Consider the following 19,331-nt stretch of genomic DNA (forward strand, 5'->3'; position numbering starts at 1 on the left):
GGTGCCGACCATGAGGGCGGTGGGGGTGGCGAGGCCCAGGGCGCAGGGGCAGGCGATGATCAGTACGGCCACGGCGGCGGTGAACGCGGCGGTCACGTCGTCCGTGACGAGCAGCCACACGAACAGGGTGACGAGCGCGATCACCAGCACCACGGGAACGAAGACCGCGGAGATCCGGTCCGCGAGGCGCTGCACCTCCGCCTTGCCGCTCTGCGCGTCCTCGACCAGCTTCGCCATCCGGGCCAGCTGGGTGTCGGCACCGACCCGGGTGGCCTCGACGACGAGCCGGCCGGAGGTGTTCACGGTGGCCCCGGTGACGAAGTCTCCGACGCCGGCCTCCACGGGCACGGACTCACCGGTGAGCATCGAGGCGTCCACGGCCGAGGTGCCCTCGACGACGGTGCCGTCGGTGGCGATCTTCTCGCCGGGGCGGACGACGAAGCGGTCGCCCACGGCGAGCCGGGCGACGGGGACGCGTACCTCCGTACCGTCGCGCAGGACGGAGACCTCCTTCGCGCCCAGGTGCATCAGTGCGCGCAGGGCGGAACCGGCCTTCCGCTTGGACCTCGCCTCCAGATAGCGGCCCAGCAGGATGAAGGTGACGACGCCGGCCGCGACCTCCAGATAGATGGTGGAAGAGGCACCGTCGCGCGAGACGGTGAGGTCGAAGCCGTGCCGCATCCCGGTCATGCCCGCGTCGCCGAGGAAGAGCGCCCACAGGGACCAGCCGAAGGCGGCCAGCGTGCCGATCGAGACCAGGGTGTCCATGGTGGCCGCGCCGTGCCGGAGATTGGTCCAGGTCGCGCGGTGGAAGGGCAGCCCGCCCCAGACGACGACGGGAGCGGCGAGGGCGAGCGAGAGCCACTGCCAGTAGTCGAACTGGAGGGCCGGGACCATCGCGAGCACGACGACGGGGACGGCCAGTACGGCCGAGACGATCAGGCGCTGCCGCAGCGAAGCGAGAGCCCGGGCGGCACTCCGCTCTTCGGGGTCGCCGTCCTCGGCGTCGGGCCGGGCCTCGGCCGTGGCCGGTGACGGGGCGGGCGGGGGCGGTTCGGGACGGAGGACGGGCTGCGCCGTGTAACCGGTCCTCTCGACCGTGGCGATCAGATCCGCGAGGCCCGTCCCCGGGCCGAAGGCGACCTTGGCCTTCTCGGTGGCGTAATTGACGGTGGCGGTGACGCCGTCCATCCGGTTGAGCTTCTTCTCGACGCGGGCCGCGCAGGAGGCGCAGGTCATCCCGCCGATCGCGAGTTCAGCGGTCGAACCCTCCGCCGCCCGGGTCCCGGCCTCTGTTGCGCTGTGCATGTCCGAACTCCTGAAATGCCGACCGGGCCGTTCCCCACCAGTATCTGCTGGTCGGTCCGGCCCGGTGGCAAAGGGGGCGATGCGGGTGCGTCCGGCGTATCGGGGCGTGCCCCGACGGTGTTCAGGCCCGGCCGACGAGCTCGTAGCCCGCCTCGTCGACCGCGGCGCGCACGGCCTCGTCGGTCAGCGGGGCCGCGGAGATCACGGTCACCTGGCCGGTGGAGGCCACCGCCTTCACCGAGGTGACACCCTCGATGCCGGAGATCTCCTCGGAGACGGCACCCTCGCAGTGTCCACAGGTCATGCCGGACACCTGGTAGACGGTGGTCACGCCGCCCGCCTGCGCACCGCCGTCCGCACCGTCGTGGCAGGAGCCGCTGGGCGAGCAGCAGGAGCCGGTGGCCTGGGGGAGCTGGGTCTCGGCGGTCATGGTGTTCTCCTCTTCGACGAGCACAAAGGGTTGCGGAGTCGGGGGCCCCGGGGGAGCCCGGTGCGCCCCGACACGTTCCACACTATACCCCTAGGGGGTATAAATGCGAGTGCCGTGCCGGTCGCCCGCCCCGGAGGTCCGCGCGCTGCGGGCCGGCGACCGCAGCCAGGCCGGCGCGACGAGCGTGATCACGACGATGCCGCCGACCGAGAAGAAGGTGAACAGATGCTGCTGCTCGTCGGTGGGGGCCGGGATGTAGCCCTGCGCGAAGAGCGCACGGCTCAGGCCCGTGTCGGTGATCCTGGCGACCAGCCGGATCGCGATGCCGTGCATCGAGTCCCAGGCGAGTGCAGCACGGCGACGCCGAGACAGGTGCGGATCCTATCTCCTAATTTGTCCGAATCTTATGGGGTGTGGTGCTGTGCGGCATTCGGGCGAGGGGTGCCCCGTGCGAGGTGCCCGGCCCGTACGGGACCGGGAAGAAGGGCGGGTTACGGGAAGGGCGGCGGGGTCACGCGGTTCGGCCCCGCGCGCCAGAGCGCCGGCCGGGTGGCCGGGGTGACGCGGTCGTCCGGTACGAGCGGCGGGTGGTCCGCCTGGAGGCGCTGCAAGTCACTTCTCCGGGCCGTTCGGCGTGTCCGGGCGCGCCGGACCCCCGCACGAGCGGAGGAACTCCCGGGTGCGGCGGGCGATGGGGAGGGGCCTGTCGGGCGGGCACGGGTACATGTCCTGCTCGACGATGGCGAACAGATCGACGTCCAGCGCGCGGGCGGCGGCCAGCACGGGCTCCAGCGCGGGCACCCCGCCCGGCGGTTCGCACATCACCCCGCGCGCCACGGCCGGGCCGAACGGCACCTCGTCCGCCACGACTTGGGCCAGGACCTCCGGGTCGACCTGCTTGAGGTGCAGATAGCCGATCCGTTCGCCGTAGGTCTCGATCAGCTTGACGCTGTCGCCGCCGCAGTACGCGTAGTGCCCGGTGTCGAGGCAGAGCGAGACGAGGCCGGGATCGGTGGCGTCGAGGAAGCGGCTCACGTTCTCCTCGGTGTCGATATGGGTGTCGGCATGCGGATGGACGACGACGCGCAGCCCGAAGCGGTCCCGCACCTCGCGGCCCAGCCGCTCCGTCTGGGTGGTCAGGTGGCGCCACTGCCCGGCTGTGAGATCGCGGTCCTCCAGCACCTCGCCCGTCCTGTCGTCGCGCCAGAACGAGGGGATGACCACCAGGTGCCCGGCGCCCATCGCCCGGGTGAGTGCCGCGATGCCGGCGACATGCGCCCAGGTCCGGTCCCAGACGTCCGGTCCATGGTGCAATCCGGTGAAAACGGTTCCGGCCGAGACCGAGAGCCCGCGGCTGCGGGTCTCGTCGGCGAGGCGGGCCGGGTCGGTCGGGAGATAGCCGTACGGGCCGAGCTCGATCCACTCGTAACCCGCCGCGGAGACCTCGTCGAGGAAGCGCTGCCAGGGCACTTGGAGCGGATCGTCGGGGAACCACACCCCCCACGAGTCGGGTGCCGAACCGATACGGATACGGGCCGGGGCCCCTGCGGAGGAGGTCATGACGTCCAGACTTCCGGCCGGGGGAGCGGGTGTCAATCATTCGTCCGTATGTCCGGACAAAGGATTGACAGGGTTCCGGGGGAGGGCTAGCGTCCTTCGTCCGGATCAGGCCGGATCAGGCCGGATCAGGGAGCGGGGTCCGGTGCCGGGGCACGCGAGCCCGGCATGTTCCGGACGAAGGATGCTGGACCTGGGGCAGTCACCCCGGACGCCGGTCGAAGGGATGGTCATGCCTGAGCGGTACGACGTCATCACCATGGGCCGCATCGGTGTGGATCTCTACCCCCTGCAGACCGGTCTGCCACTCGCCCGGGTCGACACCTTCGGGAAGTTCCTCGGCGGATCGCCGTCCAATGTCGCCGTCGCCGCGGCCCGGCTCGGGCGGCGGACGGCGGTGGTGACGCGGACGGGCCGGGACGCCTTCGGGGAGTATCTCCACCACCAGCTGCGGGAGTTCGGGGTGGACGACCGGTGGGTGACGCCCGTCGACGCGTATCCGACACCGGTCACCTTCTGCGAGATCTTCCCGCCCGACGACTTCCCCCTCTACTTCTACCGGCAGCCCAAGGCCCCCGACCTGGAGATCCACACCTCGGAACTGGACCTCGGAGCGATCCGGTCCGCCCGGGTCTTCTGGATGACCGGCACCGGGCTGTGCGCCGAACCGAGCCGGACCGCGACCCTCGCCGCACTGCGCGCCCGCGACCGCTGCGGCATCACCGTCTTCGACCTCGACTGGCGCCCGATGTTCTGGGACACCACGCAGGACGCGTCGGAGAGCGCCCCCGCCGTCCGCTACCGCGAGGCCCTCGCCCTCGCCACCGTCGCCGTCGGCAACCTCGACGAGTGCGAGATCGCGACCGGTGAGCGCGAACCGCACGCGGCCGCCCGCGCCCTGATCGGCGCGGGCGCCGAACTCGCCGTCGTCAAACAGGGACCCGAGGGCGTGCTCGCCGTCCACCGCGACGGCACGGTGGCCGAAGTGCCGCCGCTGCCCGTCGAGGTGGTCAACGGCCTCGGCGCCGGCGACGCCTTCGGCGGGGCGCTCTGCCACGGGCTCCTCGCGGGCTGGGAGACCGGGCGCATCATGCGGTACGCCAATGCCGCGGGGGCCATCGTCGCCTCCCGGCTCGCCTGCTCGTCCGCCATGCCGTTCCCGTACGAAGTCGAAGCGGCCCTGACCGAAGGCGCCGTCACCTCCCGCCCCACCGGAGCCACCCCATGACGCCCCCGGCCTCCTCCGTCTCTGAACTCGTCCAGTTGCGCATGCGCCATCCCGAGGCCGTCGCCGAAGCCGCCGCGCGCCGCCGCAGACGTCCCCTGGTCGGCCGCGGCGGCCGGCTGATGATCATCGCGGCGGACCATCCGGCCCGTGGCTCCCTCGCCGTGGGCGACCGCGCGCTGGCCATGGCCAACCGGTTCGATCTGCTGGAACGGCTCCGGCTGGCCCTCTCCCGCCCCGGCGTCGACGGGGTGCTCGCCACCGCCGACATCCTCGACGACCTGCTGCTCCTCGGTGCGCTGGAGAACAAGGTCGTCATCGGATCGATGAACCGCGGCGGACTCGCGGGCGCGGCCTTCGAACTCGACGACCGGTTCACCGGCCACCGCCCCGAGGACCTCGCCCGCCTCCGCTTCGACGCGGGCAAACTGCTGCTCCGCATCGACTACGACGACCCCGGCTCGCTCGACACCATGCATGCCACCGCCCGCGCCATCGACGCCATGGCCGCGCACCGGCTGCCGGTCTTCGTCGAACCGTTCCTCTGCCGCCGCACCGGCGGCCAGGTCCGCAACGACCTCGGCGCGGAGGCGGTCACCACCTCGATCGCCATCGCGTCCGGGCTGGCCGGGACGTCCGCGTACACCTGGCTCAAGGTCCCCGTCACCGAGAACCCCGACGACATGGCCCGGGTGATGGAGGCGTCGACGCTGCCCGCGGTGCTGCTGGGCGGGGAGGTGGGCGACGACCTGGACGGGGCGTTCGAGAGATGGCGCACGGCGCTGCGGCTGCCGACCGTCCAGGGCCTGGTGGTGGGGCGTTCGCTGCTCTACCCGGCCGACGGAGAGGTGGCCGCGGCCGTCGACACGGCCGTTTCGCTGCTGGAGCCGAGAGGGACGGGGCCGGAAGAGAGGAAGCCGAGTCCATGACCACGACTGACGACGGATCGCGGTACCACCTGAAGGCCGGGAGTACGGCGAGCGGCCCGTACACCCTCGACATCGACCCGGAGCGGGCCGGCTGGGACCGGTCGAGCCTGCGCGTCCTGGAGCTCGCACCCGGTGGAGTCCACACGTTCGGCACCGGAGAAAGCGAGTGGATCGTACTGCCGTTGACCGGTGGCTGTACGGTGCACTCCTCAGGTGAGATCTTTGAACTGCTGGGCCGGGAAAGCGTGTTCAGCGGGGTATCCGACTTCGCCTACGTACCGCGTGACGCCCGGGTACAGATCGCCTCCGGCGCTGGAGGCCGCTTCGCCCTGGCAGGAGCGAAGTGCGAGCGACGACTCCCCGCTCGCTACGGTCCCGCGCCGGAGGTACCCGTCGAGCTGCGCGGCTCCGGGAACTGCTCCCGCCAGGTCAACAACTTCGCCGCCGCCGACACCTTCGCATGCGACCGGCTGATCGCCGTCGAGGTCCTCACCCCCGGCGGCAACTGGTCGTCCTACCCGCCGCACAAGCACGACGAGCACCGCCCCGGCGCCGAGTCCGTGCTGGAGGAGATCTACTACTTCGAGGTGGAGCACGACGGCCTCGGCTACCACCGGGTCTCACCGTCCCGCGACGGCGGTACGGACGTCCTCGCCGAGGTCCGCGGCGGCGACGCGGTCCTGATCCCCGACGGCTGGCACGGCCCCTCCATCGCCTCGCCCGGCCGCACCCTCTACTACCTCAATGTGATGGCGGGCCCGGGGGAGCAGCGGGAGTGGCTGATCACCGACCACCCCGGCCACAGCTGGATCCGCGACACCTGGCCCACGCAGCCGGTGGACCCCAGACTCCCCTTCTACGGGACGGAGGCACGCCCATGAGTACCCGTCACCTCACCACGGCACAGGCCCTGATGGCCTTCCTGTCCCGCCAGCACACCGAGCGCGACGGCCGGCGCCGGCGCCTGATCGGTGCCACCTGGGGCATCTTCGGCCACGGCAACGTCGCCGGGATCGGCCAGGCCCTCGTCGAGTCCGGCCGTGCGATGCCCTACCTCCAGGGCCGCAACGAACAGGCCATGGTGCACGCCGCCGTCGGCTACGCCCGCCAGTCGGGCCGGCTCTCCACGCACGCCGTCACCACCTCCATCGGCCCCGGCGCCACCAACCTCGTCACCGGCGCCGCCCTCGCCACCGTCAACCACCTCCCCGTCCTCCTCCTGCCCGGGGACACCTTCGCGACCCGGCCCGCCGACCCCGTGCTCCAGCAGCTGGAGGTCCCGGCCGCGGGCGACGTCTCCGTCAACGACTGCCTGCGCCCCGTCTCCCGCTACTTCGACCGGATCACCCGCCCCGAGGCCCTGGTCCCGGCCGCCCTCCAGGCCATGCGGACCCTGACCGACCCGGCGGAGACCGGCGCCGTGACGCTCGCGCTGCCGCAGGACGTGCAGGCCCAGGCGTACGACTGGCCGGAGGAGTTCTTCGCCGAGCGCGTCTGGTACGTACGTCGCCCCGCCCCCGATCCGTACGAACTCGACCGGGCGGTCCGGGCGGTGCGCACCGCCCGCCGGCCGCTGATCGTGGCGGGCGGCGGGGTCCACCACAGCGCCGCCGAGGAGACCCTCGCCGCGTTCGCCGCCGCCACCCGCATCCCCGTCGCCTCCACCCAGGCCGGCAAGGGCTCGCTGCGCCACGACCACCCCGCCGACGTCGGCGGCATCGGCCACACCGGCACCGCGACCGCCGACGAGCTGGCCCGCACCGCCGACCTGGTCATCGGTATCGGCACCCGCTACTCCGACTTCACCACCGCCTCCGCCACGCTCTTCTCGAACCCGGCGGTCCGCTTCCTCAACGTCAACATCACCGGCTTCGACGCCCACAAGCTCGGCGCACTCCCGCTCGTCGCCGACGCCCGCGCCGCCCTCGAAGCCCTCACCACCGCGCTCGCCGCCCGCAACCACCGCGTCGACCCCGCCTACGAGACGGAGTACACCGACGCCAAGGAGCGGTGGGAGCAGCGCGTCACCGCCGCGTTCACCGCCGAGGACCCGCACGCCCGGCCCACCCAGGCCCAGGTCCTCGGCCTCCTCGACGCCCTCGTCACCGAGGACGACATCCTGATCAACGCGGCCGGTTCGCTCCCCGGCGACCTGCACAAGCTCTGGCGGGCCCGCTCCCCGCGGCAGTACCACGTGGAGTACGGCTACTCCTGCATGGGCTACGAGATCCCGGCCGCGATCGGCGTCCAGCTCGCTGCCCCCGGCCGGCCCGTCTGGGCCCTGGTCGGCGACGGCACGTACCTGATGAACCCCACCGAGATCGTCACCGCCGTCCAGCAGGAACTCCCCGTGAAACTGGTCGTCCTCCAGAACCACGGCTACGCGTCCATCGGCGGGCTCTCCGAGCAGGTCGGCGCCGAGCGCCTCGGCACCGCCTACCGGCACCGCGCCGCGGACGGCACGTTCACCGGACCCCCGCTCCCCGTCGATCTCGCGGCCAACGCCGGCTCGCTCGGCATGCGGGTGCTGCGCGCCGAGACCGTACGTGACCTGCGCGAAGCCCTCGCCGAGGCGCGCGCCGCGGACCGTCCCACTTGTGTCTACGTCGAGACCGAAACGGCAGACACTGTGTCGGGCCCCCCTCCGGCACAGGCGTGGTGGGATGTTCCCGTAGCCGAAACGGCCGCCCGGCCGTCGGCCGTGAAAGCCCGGGAAGAGTACGACCGCCACGTCGCCGACCGACGCCACCACCTCTGAAGGAGTTCTGTCATGAAGACCGTCAACCACTGGATCGGTGGCAAGACCGTCGAGGGCGCGTCGGGCAACTACGGCCCGGTCACCGACCCGGCCACCGGCGCCGTCACCACCCAGGTCGCGCTCGCCTCCCTCGAAGAGGTCGACGCCGCGGTCGCCGCCGCCAAGGACGCCTACGCCACCTGGGGCACGTCCTCGCTGGCCGCCCGCACCGCGGTCCTGTTCCGCTACCGGGCGCTGCTCGACGCCCACCGCGACGAGATCGCCGCGCTGATCACCGCCGAGCACGGCAAGGTGCACTCGGACGCGCTGGGCGAGGTCGCCCGCGGTCTGGAGATCGTCGAGCTGGCCTGCGGCATCACCACCCAGCTCAAGGGCGAGCTGTCCACCCAGGTCTCCAGCCGGGTCGACGTCTCCTCGATCCGCCAGTCGCTCGGCGTCGTCGCGGGCATCACCCCGTTCAACTTCCCGGCCATGGTGCCGATGTGGATGTTCCCGCTCGCCATCGCCTGCGGCAACACCTTTGTGCTCAAGCCCAGCGAGAAGGACCCGTCGGCCGCCAACCTGCTGGCCGAGCTGGCCGCCGAGGCCGGTCTGCCGGACGGTGTGCTGAACGTCCTGCACGGTGACAAGGTCGCCGTCGACGGGCTGCTGAACCACCCGGACGTCGCCGCGGTCTCCTTCGTGGGCTCCACCCCGATCGCCCGCTACATCCACGCCACCGCCTCCGCCAACGGCAAGCGCGTCCAGGCGCTCGGCGGCGCGAAGAACCACATGCTGGTGCTGCCGGACGCGGACCTCGACGCCGCGGCCGACGCCGCCGTCTCCGCCGCGTACGGCTCCGCCGGTGAGCGCTGCATGGCGATCTCCGCGGTCGTCGCGGTCGGCTCCATCGCCGACGAGCTCGTCGCGAAGATCAAGGAACGCGCCGAGAAGATCAAGATCGGCCCCGGCAACGACCCGGCCTCCGAGATGGGCCCGCTGATCACCGCCGCCCACCGCGACAAGGTCGCCTCCTACGTCACGGGTGCCGCGGCCCAGGGTGCCGACGTCGTCCTGGACGGCACCGGCTTCACCGTCGAGGGCTTCGAGGACGGCCACTGGATCGGCCTCTCCCTCCTCGACAACGTGTCCACCGACTCGGACGCGTACAAGGACGAGATCTTCGGCCCGGTCCTGTGCGTCCTGCGCACCGAGACGTACGAGGAGGGCGTCGCCCTCATGAACGCCTCGCCGTTCGGCAACGGCACCGCGATCTTCACCCGGGACGGCGGCGCCGCCCGCCGCTTCCAGCTGGAGATCGAGGCCGGCATGGTCGGCGTCAACGTGCCGATCCCGGTGCCGGTGGGCTACCACTCCTTCGGCGGCTGGAAGGACTCGCTCTTCGGCGACCACCACATCTACGGCAACGACGGCGTGCACTTCTACACCCGCGGCAAGGTCGTCACCACCCGCTGGCCGGACCCGGCCGACGCCCCGGCGGGCGTGGACCTGGGCTTCCCCCGCAACCACTGATCAGCGGCCCGGCCCCGACGGCCCGTACGGATGCACCCCGCATCCGTACGGGGCGTCGCCGTACGCCTCACAGCCGCCGCAGCCCCGCGTACTGGAGCGTGGCCATCGCCGCCACCGCCAGGCCCTGGAACACGATCCAGAAGTCGCCGACGCCCGTGGCGGTCAGCGCGTCCACCGCGACCATCACCACACCCGCCACAGCCCACGCCGTGTTCAGGGCGATGATGACGGAGACCGCGCCGCGGCCGATGTTCTCCTGGCGGGAGACGGCCAGCACCCACAGGGCGTACACCGTGAGGAACACTCCGACCGGGTACAGCACCGAGCGGGGCACGCCGAGGAACGAGTCCAGGACCGTGGCGAGCACGAGATAGCCGATGCCGTTCGCCCCGGTGAGGATCACGTCCGCGACCAGGGCGAACCGGAGCAGCCGGTCGGGACGGGCGGTGTCCGCCGACCGGACCGCACTCGCGTTCTGGGACGACATCATGAGGCCTTCCTTCCGTTGTCATGCGGCCGCACAGGGGAACGCATGTCTGTACGGGAACGGTAGGAACGCTCAGGTGCCCGCTCAATTACCTCAGGGGTAATCGAGCGGGCAGCTCGGGCCGGTCAGCGCGCGCTCCGCGCCGCCTTCTCCGCCTCCTCGGCGATCATCCGCTGCATCGGGACCGCGCCCACCCGCCCCGAGACCATGAACGCGAACACCATCGTCGCCACCATGATCACCGTGCCGAGCCACACCATCGTCTCCACCGGAACCGTGTACGCGCCCACGGCCCGCACCACGCACTCGCCCAGCAGCGCCGCACCCCACACCGCCGAGAACCGGATCTCCGCCCGCCGGAACGCCGCCGAGTGGGCCGAGAGCCGCTGCCAGGCGGTGTCCTTGGCCGCGTCGCCCTTGACCAGCATGGGCCGCACCCCGTCACTCATCATCGGCTGCCCCTTCAGCGCGGACACCAGAATGACGAGCCCGATGACGCTGCTCACCCCGCTGTCCTTGGCGAGCATCAGCCGCGGGTCCCCGACCAGCAGGCTCGTCAGCAGGCTGACCGCATTGACCGTCACCATCAGCGCCGCCAGCCCGTTGAGCCGCCGCTCGCGCACCACGCCCCACACGGTGCGCACGGCCGGCAGCACACTGCTCCAGGCCAGCGCGGCGAAGGTGCTCAGGCCCGCCGCCTTCAGCGCGTAGTACGAGACGAGCGGCACCCCCACATCCACCAGCAGCGGCATCATGCTGTCCAGCAGGGCCTTGCGCGGCGCGCGCGGAGCGGTGGCGGCCGGAGTGTCTGCTACAGGGGCGGTGACTGTGGCGGCCGGGCTGGTCATGAAGGGTTCCTCCCGTATCGGCGGGAGCCTTCGCGGCCCCGCTCTCGATACGTACAGACTGGCCGCCGGGGCCCGGTGCCCGGCAGAGCCGCGTGTACCGGGCTCCGTATGACGAATGTCAGCCCCCGCCGGTGACACACCCGCTCACCACCCGGCGGAGTCCCGGACTCCGGTGCGCCGGCAAACCGTTCGCCGCGCCCGGCGGACCGGTGTTCTGATGGGGACCATGACCGCTCCGACCAGGCCGCAGTACGAGATCCGCGCCCAGCACACGGACACCACCGTCACCGTGTACCAGGCGTACGCCCCCTCCATCGGCCTTCCCGCCGCCCGTGACGGGCGTTTCCCCGAGGTCTGGAAGCGCGACCGCATGACATGGATCAAGCCGAGCTTCCTGTGGATGATGTACCGCTGCGGCTGGGCCGTGAAGGAGGGTCAGGAGACCGTCCTGGCCGTCGAGATCGTCCGCGAGGGCTTCGACTGGGCCCTGGAGAACGCCGAACTCTCGCACTACGTCAGGGGAGTCCACCCGGACCGCGCCACCTGGCAGCACAACCTGCGCCGCGCCCCGGCCCGCGTCCAGTGGGACCCCGAGCGCGACCTCCGCCTGGACCGGCTGCCGTACCGCTCCCTCCAGCTCGGGCTCTCCGGCGAGGCGTCCCGGCGGTACGCGGACGAGTGGACGGTGTCGGTCCGCGATGTCACCCCGCTCGCCCGGCAGATCCATCAACTGGTGCGTGACGGAAGGCTCGACGAGGCGGCGGCGCTCCTGCCCCACGAGTCGCCGTACCCGCTGGGCGGCGCCCCGCTCCCGGCAGCGGCCGCCTGACCCGCTGCCGGGCCGAACGGCTGGGGGAGAGAGACCGCGGGAACGTGACACGTGCCTGCGACTCGGGCCAGCGGGCAAATGCCGCATCAGGTTCATATCCATCGATACGCTCCCGGGATGATCCACCATGTCATCCCCCTGGCGGCATCCGGCCTGAAGATCGACTGGGCCAGGATGCCGACGTACAACACGATCATGTCGGTGGCCGCCGGCGCGGGGCTGCTGCTCGTGGTGGCGCTGGGGCGCCAGCTCCTCGCGCCCGGACGCACCATCAACCCCGAAGGCTGGGTCCTCGCGTTCGGGGCCCTCGGCTTCACCCTGGTCACCACGGGCCTCCACATGACCCTGACCTGGCCGCTCGCCGGCCAGGGCTTCCCGTTCGACAACATCATCTTCGGTGAACCGGCGCTCGCCTTCGGCGTCTTCCTCCTCGCCGCGTCCGTCTACCTCTGGAGGCGCGGGGCGGAACTCAACAGCGCGGACCGCATCGTGCGGTCGGCCCGTGTCGCCATGCCCATCTCGGTCTTCGTGTTCGGGATCGGACTCGCCTGCCTCGGAATCGCCGCCGCGGGCTGGAAGTACACCCTCTTCGCCGCACCGCCCGAGGAACCCATCTCCGGGGAGTTCGCGCGGTGGCCGATCCTGGAGGCGAGCTTCATGTCCGGGCTGTACGTCCTGGTGGGCATCGGCGCGCTGCTGTTCCCGTTCGTGCTGCGCCGGCCGTCGAGCTGGATGGCTCCGGTGACCGGGGTCGTCTGGGGACTGGCCGGTCTGGCGTTCCTGCTCTTCGGCGGGCTCAACTACTTCACCCACATCGGCCTCATCGTCAACACCATGTGAGCCACCCGGCGCCCCGGGTGCCCCGCATCCGACGGCCCTTCGCGCGCGAACCGCCCGGCATACCGCGTACGGAGTACGGCGGGGGAGCGTCGTACGCCGCAAGGAGGCCGGAGAGTTCGCCCCGGGGGCTGCCCACGCGCGGCGGTGCTCCGCTTAGGGTCGACAACCATGGAGACCCCTCTTGTGCGTACGCCCCGGTGGCGGCGCCTGCTGCCCCGCCGACGCGGCCGGTGGGCCGCCGGCCTGGCGGCGCTCGCCGTGCTGGCCGGTGCGGGCACCTGGAACGCCGTGGCCGACGACGGCGGGCCCGCCGTGCACCGCCAGGACCGGATGATGAAGGCCGACGGGGTGTCCATCGACACCTCGTACTTCACCGCCGGTGACACCGGGCGCCGGCCCGCCGTGCTGATCGGGCACGGTTTCGGCGGCAGCAAGGACGATGTGCGGGCGCAGGCCGAGCAGTTGGCCCGTGCCGGCTACGCCGTGCTGACCTGGTCCGCCCGGGGGTTCGGGAAGTCGGGCGGCGACATCGGGCTCAACGACCCCGACCGCGAGGTCAAGGACGTGTCCCGGCTGATCGACTGGCTCGCGGACCGGCCCGAGGTGCGACTCGACGCCGAGGGCGACCCCCGCGTCGGGATCACCGGGGCCTCCTACGGCGGGGCCGTCTCGCTCCTCGCCGCCGGGTACGACAAGCGCGTCGACGCCGTCGCACCGCAGATCACGTACTGGAACCTCGCCGACGCCCTGTTCCCCGACGCGGTGTTCAAGAAGCTCTGGGCCGGAATCTTCGTCACCACCGGCGGCGGCTGCCAGAAGTTCGAGAAGCGGCTCTGCGAGATGTACGAACGGGTCGCCGTCAGCGGAGAGCCGGACGCCGCCGCGCGTGCGCTGCTGACCGAACGGTCACCGAGCGCCGTCGCCGACCGCATCGAGGTGCCCGCGCTCATCGTGCAGGGGCAGTCCGACTCCCTCTTCCCGCTCGGCCAGGCCGACGCCATGGCCAAGGCCATCAGCGGCAACGGCGCACCGGTCGCCGTCGACTGGATCGCCGGCGGGCACGACGGCGGCAACCCGGAGACCGACCGGGTCCAACGGCGGATCGGCGACTGGTTCGACCGCCATCTCAAGGACGACAAGGGCGCCGACACCGGGCCCGGCTTCCGCGTCACCCGCACCGGAGGCATCGACTCCACCGACGGAGCCACCCTGGTACGCGGGGCGAGCAGCGACACCTACCCCGGGCTGGACAACGGCACGCAGGACATCGAACTGGGCCGTCGCACCCAGACGTTCCGCAACCCCGCCGGGGCGGGCCCGCCCGCCATCTCCGCCGTTCCCGGAGTCGGCGGCGGCCTCGCCCAGCTCTCGTCCCTCGGCGTCGGGCTCTCGGTCGACTTCCCCGGACAGTACGCCCGCTTCGACTCGGCCCCGCTGGACGAGCCGCTGAACATCACCGGCTCACCGGCCGTCCGGGTCGCCGTCGGGGCGAAGCGGGGCGACGCGGTGCTGTTCGGCAAGGTGTACGACGTGTCCCCGGACGGCAAGCAGCAGCTGCTGCCCTCCCAGCTGGTCGCCCCCTTCCGCATCACCCCGGACCAGCAGGGCAAGCCGGTCCGGCTGACCCTCCCCGCCATCGATCACCGGTTCGACGCGGGGCACCGGCTCCGCCTCGTCCTCTCCGCCACCGACCTCGGCTACGCCTCACCGGCCGAGCCGACGACGTACACCGTGACCCCCGCCGGACCGCTGACCGTCCCCACCGCCGCCGCCCTGAGGACCGCGCCCGCCACCATGCCCTGGTGGACCTGGGGGCTCCCGGCCGCCGCCGTGGTGATCGCCGCCCTGCTGCTGCTCACCGCCCGCCGCCGCACCGCCACGCCCGCACCCGACCCGGCGCTCGCCGACGTACCCCTTCAGATCACCGGCCTGGCCAAGAAGTACGGCAAGTCCACCGACCGGTATGCCGTGAAGGAACTCTCCTTCCGGGTCGAGAAGGGGCAGGTGCTCGGCCTCCTCGGGCCCAACGGCGCGGGCAAGACCACGACCCTGCGGATGCTGATGGGGCTCATCACCCCCGACGACGGCGAGATCCGCGTCTTCGGGCAGGCCATCCGGCCGGGCGCGACCGTACTGTCGCGGGTCGGCTCGTTCGTCGAGGGTGCCGGATTCCTGCCGCACCTGTCCGGGCGCGCCAACCTGGAGCTGTACTGGCAGGCCACCGGGCGCCCCGCCGAGGACGCGTACCTGGAGGAGGCCCTGGAGATCGCCGGGCTCGGCGACGCCCTGGCCCGCGCCGTCCGTACGTACTCGCAGGGCATGCGGCAGCGGCTCGCCATCGCCCAGGCCATGCTCGGCCTGCCGGACCTGCTCATCCTCGACGAACCGACCAACGGCCTCGACCCGCCCCAGATCCGCGAGATGCGTGACGTGATGATCCGATACGCGGCCGGGGGCCGGACCGTCATCGTCTCCAGCCATCTGCTCTCCGAGGTCGAGCAGTCCTGCACCCACCTGGTGGTCATGGACCGCGGCCGGCTCGTCCAGGCGGGCCCGGTCGCCGAGATCACCGGCTCCGGCGACATGCTGCTCGTCACCACCGCGCAGGAGGTCGCCGAACCGCTCGTGGAGAAGATCGCCGCACTGGCGGGGATCGGCTCGGCGGCCCGCACCGACGACGGCCTCGGCCTGCTGGTCCGGCTCGACGGCGCCACCCCGGCCGGTCTGATCTCCGAACTCGTCAGGCTGGACGTGCCGTTGACCGGTGTCGGACCGCACCGCCGCCTGGAGGACGCGTTCCTCACCCTGATCTCCGGAGGCTCCGCATGAGTGCCGCAGTCGATCTCGCCGGGAGCGCCGAAGCCCCCGGCTACCGGGCCCGGCGCACCCTGCCGCTGCGCGTCGAGGCGGTGCGCCAGCTGCGCCGGCGCCGCACCCTGCTCATGGGCGGGGTGCTGGCGGTGCTGCCGTTCGTCCTGATCATCGCGTTCGCGATCGGCGGCACCCCGGACTCGCGGGGCGGCGGCAGCGACCGGATCACCCTGATGGACACCGCGACCGCGTCCGCCGCGAACTTCGCCGCGACCTGCCTCTTCGTCTCCGCCGGGTTCCTGCTGGTGGTCCCGGTCGCGCTGTTCTGCGGGGACACCGTCGCCTCAGAGGCGAGCTGGTCCTCGCTGCGCTATCTGCTGGCGGCGCCGGTGCCACGGGCCAGGCTGCTGTGGAGCAAGCTCGTCGTGGCGCTCGGCTTCAGCCTGGCCGCGATGGTGCTGCTGCCGCTCGTCGCACTGGCCGCGGGAGCCGTCGCGTACGGCTGGGGGCCACTCGAACTGCCCACCGGGGGAGCGCTCGCCGCGTCGGCGGCCGTCCCGCGGCTCGCACTCGTCGTCGCGTTCGTCTTCGTGTCCCAACTGGTCACCGCCGGGCTGGCGTTCTGGCTGTCCACGAAGACCGACGCCCCGCTGGGCGCGGTCGGCGGTGCGGTCGGGCTGACCATCGTCGGCAACGTCCTGGACGCCGTCACCGCGCTCGGCTCCTGGCGCGAATTCCTGCCCGCGCACTGGCAGTTCGCCTGGGCGGACGCGCTCCAGCCCGGCATCGAATGGGGCGGCATGGTCAAGGGCGCGGCGATCTCGGTGACGTATGCCCTGATCCTTTTCGCCTTCGCCTTCCGCGGGTTCAGTCGTAAGGACATCGTGTCCTGAGCTTGACGCTCCGCCGCTTTCCCGCCCTCCGTTGCCGCATCGAGATGCTTCCGCAACGTCTTCGTCTGCTCCCCGGCGCCGCCTCGCACGTCACATTCGCAAGTGCTGGCACGACGACGTTGGGGGCAGGCGATGGAACGCCGGACAGGCGAGTACACGAAGAAGTACGCGCGGACATGGCAGGGGGCACTCGGTGTGCTGCTGGCGGGCGGGGTGCTGCTCACCGGCTGCTCCGGGACGCCGGCCGGGAACAAGACCTCCGCCGACGGCCGGCGCGACGGCCCGCTCCCGGCCCCCGCGCCCGCCGCGTCGGGCGGCGCGGCCGACAGCGAGGGGGCGAAGAAGCGGGACGGGCTGCGGGAGTCCGCACCGCCCGACTACCTCTCCACCTTCGCCCTGGACGTCGACACCGCCTCGTACGGCTACGCCCGCCGTACCCTCGGCGACGGCGGCCTGCCGGATCCGTCCACCGTGCGGCCCGAGGAGTTCGTCAACAGCTTCCGCCAGGGCTACCGGCGCCCGGACGGCAACGGCTTCACCGTGAACGTCGACGGGGCCCGCGCCGGGGCGAAGGGCGACGACTGGTCGCTGGTGCGGGTGGGGCTGGCCACCCGGGCCGCTCCCGCCCGTGACGAACGCCCGCCCGCCGCGCTCACCTTCGTCGTCGACATCTCCGGATCGATGGCCGAGACGGGCCGCCTCGATCTGGTGAAGAAGTCCCTGGACATCCTCACCGACGAACTCCGCGACGACGACTCGGTCTCCCTGGTCACCTTCAGCGACGAGGCGAAGACCCTGCTGCCGATGACCCGGCTGCAAGGCCACCGCGGCAGGATCCGCGACCGGGTCGACTCCATGGAGGCCACCGACTCCACCAATGTGGAAGCCGGCATCCGCCGCGGCTACGAAGAGGCGGTCGACGGCCGCGTCGAGGGCGCCAACAACCGGGTCGTCCTGCTCTCCGACGCTCTCGCCAACACCGGCGAGACCGACGCCGAAGCCATCCTGGAACGCATCGGCTCCGCCCGCCGCGACTACGGCATCACCCTCTTCGGGGTCGGCGTCGGCAGCGACTACGGCGACGCGCTGATGGAGCAGCTCACCAACAAGGGCGACGGCCACACCACGTACATCGCCGACGAGGAACAGGCCCGCAAGGTCTTCGTCGACCAGTTGCCCGCACACCTCGAACTGACGGCCCGCGACGCCAAGGCCCAGGTCGCCTTCGACCGGGACACCGTCAAGCAGTTCAGGCTCATCGGGTACGAGGACCGCAAGGTCGCCGACGAGGACTTCCGCAACGACCGCGTCGACGGCGGCGAGGTCGGCCCCGGCCACACGGTGACCGCGCTCTACGCCGTACGCCTCAGGGCGGGCGCCTTCGGCCATGTGGCGACGGCGACCGTGCGCTGGCTGGACCCCAGGACCCGGGCACCGCACGAGCAGCACGGCACGGTCGGGACGGACGCGATCGACGGACCGCTGTGGGGCGGCGACAGCAAACGCCTCCAAGTGACCGCGACCGCCGCGTACCTCGCGGAGGCGCTGCGCGGCGGCCGGCTGCCGGGCGCGCCCGGACTCGGTGAACTCTCTTCGCACGCAAGGAAGCTGGCCGCCGAGACCGAGGACGAGTCGGTGCGGAAGCTGGCGACCATGGTCGGACAGGCCGACCGGCTCAAGAACGGCCCGGGCGACGGCGGTTCCGGGGAGGTACCGGAGGGCGAACTGGACTGAACGGGGGGCGGCGGCCCGCCCGCCGAGGACATGATGACCCTCATGTCCTCCACCCTGTCCTCCCTGTTCCTGGCGCTCGCCGTGATCACGACGGGCCTCTACGCCGGATTCATGCTGACCTTTCTGATCGCGATCATGCCGGGCATCGCGGCACTGCCCGACGAGCGGTTCACGGCCGCCATGCGCCGCTTCGACGAAAAGGTGCCGGGACCGGCCTTCCTGGTCCTCTTCCTCGGCGTGATCGCGTTCCCGGCCGTCGTGGTCGTCGGCGGCGACGGCGGCTCGGACCGGATACTCGCCGTCGCCGCGCTGGTCTGCGCGGTCGCCGGCCACCTGATCACGATCGCCGGCAACATCCCGCTCAACAAGGCGCTCGCGGAGTCCGAGGGCGGCGACGACGGCGCGGCCCGCGCGGCGTTCGAGTCCCGCTGGAACCGGCTCCACCGGGTCAGGACGCTCCTGTCCCTCGCCGCGTTCGCCCTGCTGGCCGTGGCCGGGGCGGAGTTCTAGGTCTGTCCGGCGGGCCGGCCTCCTCCGCTCAGAAGTCGAACTTGTCGATGTTGCCGCGGTCGAACACGGTCGGCTTGCCGAGGACGACATCGATGCCGCGGGTCGGCTCGTCGACGACGAGTACGGACGGCCCGGTCGCGAGCCACTCGGTGGCCGCGTGCACGGCACGGCGGTCGATCCGGCCGAGGACGCGCCGGGGCTGGCGGCCCATGAAGATGTTCTCGGCGATCGACAGGTCGGGGAAGAGGGCCGGTTCCTGGTAGATGACCGCGATCCCGGCATCGCGGGCGTCGGCGGGCCCGTGGAAGACGACGGGCTCGCCGTCGAGCAGCAACTGCCCGCGGTCCGGGCGGTGCACACCGGCGAGCATCTTGATGAGGGTGGACTTGCCCGCGCCGTTCTCCCCGGCGAGCGCGTGGACCTCGCCGGGACACAGCGACAGGGACACGTCCCGCAGGGCGCGTTACGGCGCCGAAGGACTTGCTCACATCCTTCGGCGCCAGGACCGGGGCGACGGGATCCGGGCCCGGGGGCGGGCCCTCGGCGGGCTGGTTCATGGGGGCTCCTCGGCGGTGGCATACGCGGGTGGAGCGCGATGTCCGGACACCGTGAGTGCCCGTACACCGTGAGTGTCTTACGCCGTGAAAGGATTCAATGAGG

Annotated in this window: 17 protein-coding genes and 1 pseudogene; 11 read left to right on the forward strand and 7 right to left on the reverse strand. The window is 72.0% G+C overall.

The features are described from left to right. From BT364_RS32565 to BT364_RS32580, 4 genes are all read right to left on the reverse strand, one after another. Window positions 1–1,308 (reverse strand): heavy metal translocating P-type ATPase (locus tag BT364_RS32565; protein WP_143166583.1); only part of this gene is annotated, 1,308 nt, incomplete at its 3' end. Between the two features lie 121 nt (window positions 1,309–1,429). Then, window positions 1,430–1,738 (reverse strand): heavy-metal-associated domain-containing protein, encoded by a 309-nt coding sequence (locus BT364_RS32570; RefSeq protein ID WP_072488813.1) that lies wholly within the window; start codon window positions 1,736–1,738, stop codon window positions 1,430–1,432. Window positions 1,739–1,828: 90 nt separating this feature from the next. Beyond that, window positions 1,829–2,071 carry a protein kinase family protein gene (locus BT364_RS32575; protein ID WP_072488814.1) on the reverse strand — a complete coding sequence of 81 codons (243 nt, stop codon included), beginning with the start codon at window positions 2,069–2,071 and terminating at the stop codon, window positions 1,829–1,831. 279 nt (window positions 2,072–2,350) lie between these two features. Continuing rightward, the gene (locus BT364_RS32580) at window positions 2,351–3,298 is read right to left on the reverse strand and encodes a sugar phosphate isomerase/epimerase family protein (protein ID WP_072488815.1); all 948 of its coding nucleotides are present in this window, start codon (window positions 3,296–3,298) and stop codon (window positions 2,351–2,353) included. A 229-nt stretch (window positions 3,299–3,527) separates the two neighbouring features. On the opposite strand from BT364_RS32580, the gene iolC reads away from it, so the two are divergent. Genes iolC through mmsA form a run of 5 tightly spaced genes read left to right on the forward strand, consistent with a single transcriptional unit; the run spans window position 3,528 to window position 9,719 of the window. Continuing rightward, window positions 3,528–4,523, forward strand: a complete 996-nt coding sequence (iolC, locus tag BT364_RS32585; protein WP_072488865.1) for a 5-dehydro-2-deoxygluconokinase — start codon at window positions 3,528–3,530, stop codon at window positions 4,521–4,523. After that, complete coding sequence (locus BT364_RS32590; protein ID WP_072488816.1) at window positions 4,520–5,449, forward strand: Cgl0159 family (beta/alpha)8-fold protein; 930 nt, start codon at window positions 4,520–4,522, stop codon at window positions 5,447–5,449. The genes iolC and BT364_RS32590 overlap by 4 nt, the downstream gene beginning before the upstream one ends. After that, window positions 5,446–6,330: a 5-deoxy-glucuronate isomerase gene (iolB, locus tag BT364_RS32595; protein WP_072488817.1), complete on the forward strand. Its 885-nt coding sequence runs from the start codon at window positions 5,446–5,448 to the stop codon at window positions 6,328–6,330. The genes BT364_RS32590 and iolB overlap by 4 nt, the downstream gene beginning before the upstream one ends. Continuing rightward, window positions 6,327–8,207, forward strand: a complete 1,881-nt coding sequence (iolD, locus tag BT364_RS32600; protein ID WP_072488818.1) for a 3D-(3,5/4)-trihydroxycyclohexane-1,2-dione acylhydrolase (decyclizing) — start codon at window positions 6,327–6,329, stop codon at window positions 8,205–8,207. The genes iolB and iolD overlap by 4 nt, the downstream gene beginning before the upstream one ends. 12 nt (window positions 8,208–8,219) lie before the next feature. Then, on the forward strand, window positions 8,220–9,719 hold the full coding sequence (gene mmsA, locus BT364_RS32605) for a CoA-acylating methylmalonate-semialdehyde dehydrogenase (RefSeq protein WP_072488819.1): 1,500 nt from the start codon (window positions 8,220–8,222) through the stop codon (window positions 9,717–9,719). 67 nt (window positions 9,720–9,786) lie between these two features. Here mmsA and BT364_RS32610 read toward each other — a convergent pair whose 3' ends face one another. After that, the gene (locus BT364_RS32610; protein ID WP_107408368.1) at window positions 9,787–10,209 is read right to left on the reverse strand and encodes a hypothetical protein; all 423 of its coding nucleotides are present in this window, start codon (window positions 10,207–10,209) and stop codon (window positions 9,787–9,789) included. A 122-nt stretch (window positions 10,210–10,331) separates the two neighbouring features. Further along, window positions 10,332–11,054, reverse strand: a complete 723-nt coding sequence (locus BT364_RS32615) for a VC0807 family protein (protein ID WP_072488820.1) — start codon at window positions 11,052–11,054, stop codon at window positions 10,332–10,334. A 226-nt stretch (window positions 11,055–11,280) separates the two neighbouring features. On the opposite strand from BT364_RS32615, the gene BT364_RS32620 reads away from it, so the two are divergent. From BT364_RS32620 to BT364_RS32645, 6 genes are all read left to right on the forward strand, one after another. Then, on the forward strand, window positions 11,281–11,883 hold the full coding sequence (locus BT364_RS32620) for a DUF4291 domain-containing protein (RefSeq protein ID WP_107408370.1): 603 nt from the start codon (window positions 11,281–11,283) through the stop codon (window positions 11,881–11,883). 117 nt (window positions 11,884–12,000) lie between these two features. After that, window positions 12,001–12,723, forward strand: coding sequence for a DUF981 domain-containing protein (locus BT364_RS32625; protein ID WP_072488822.1), 723 nt, complete (start codon window positions 12,001–12,003; stop codon window positions 12,721–12,723). A gap of 168 nt (window positions 12,724–12,891) precedes the next feature. Further along, window positions 12,892–15,552, forward strand: coding sequence for an alpha/beta fold hydrolase (locus BT364_RS32630; protein WP_079179751.1), 2,661 nt, complete (start codon window positions 12,892–12,894; stop codon window positions 15,550–15,552). After that, entirely contained in the window at window positions 15,549–16,427 is an 879-nt protein-coding gene (locus BT364_RS32635; RefSeq protein ID WP_072488823.1) for an ABC transporter permease, read from the forward strand. Before BT364_RS32630 ends, BT364_RS32635 begins: the two co-directional genes overlap by 4 nt. Window positions 16,428–16,559: 132 nt before the next feature. After that, on the forward strand, window positions 16,560–18,161 hold the full coding sequence (locus tag BT364_RS32640) for a vWA domain-containing protein (RefSeq protein WP_072488824.1): 1,602 nt from the start codon (window positions 16,560–16,562) through the stop codon (window positions 18,159–18,161). A 42-nt stretch (window positions 18,162–18,203) separates the two neighbouring features. Then, the gene (locus BT364_RS32645; RefSeq protein WP_072488868.1) at window positions 18,204–18,671 is read left to right on the forward strand and encodes an anthrone oxygenase family protein; all 468 of its coding nucleotides are present in this window, start codon (window positions 18,204–18,206) and stop codon (window positions 18,669–18,671) included. An 85-nt stretch (window positions 18,672–18,756) separates the two neighbouring features. Here BT364_RS32645 and BT364_RS32650 read toward each other — a convergent pair. Further along, window positions 18,757–19,228: pseudogene (locus tag BT364_RS32650) on the reverse strand (ATP-binding cassette domain-containing protein); the annotation flags it as partial. Window positions 19,229–19,331 lie beyond the last annotated feature (103 nt).

The organism is Streptomyces atratus (genome assembly GCF_900119365.1).
In the GTDB taxonomy this organism is placed as follows: Bacteria; Actinomycetota; Actinomycetes; order Streptomycetales; family Streptomycetaceae; genus Streptomyces; species Streptomyces atratus_B.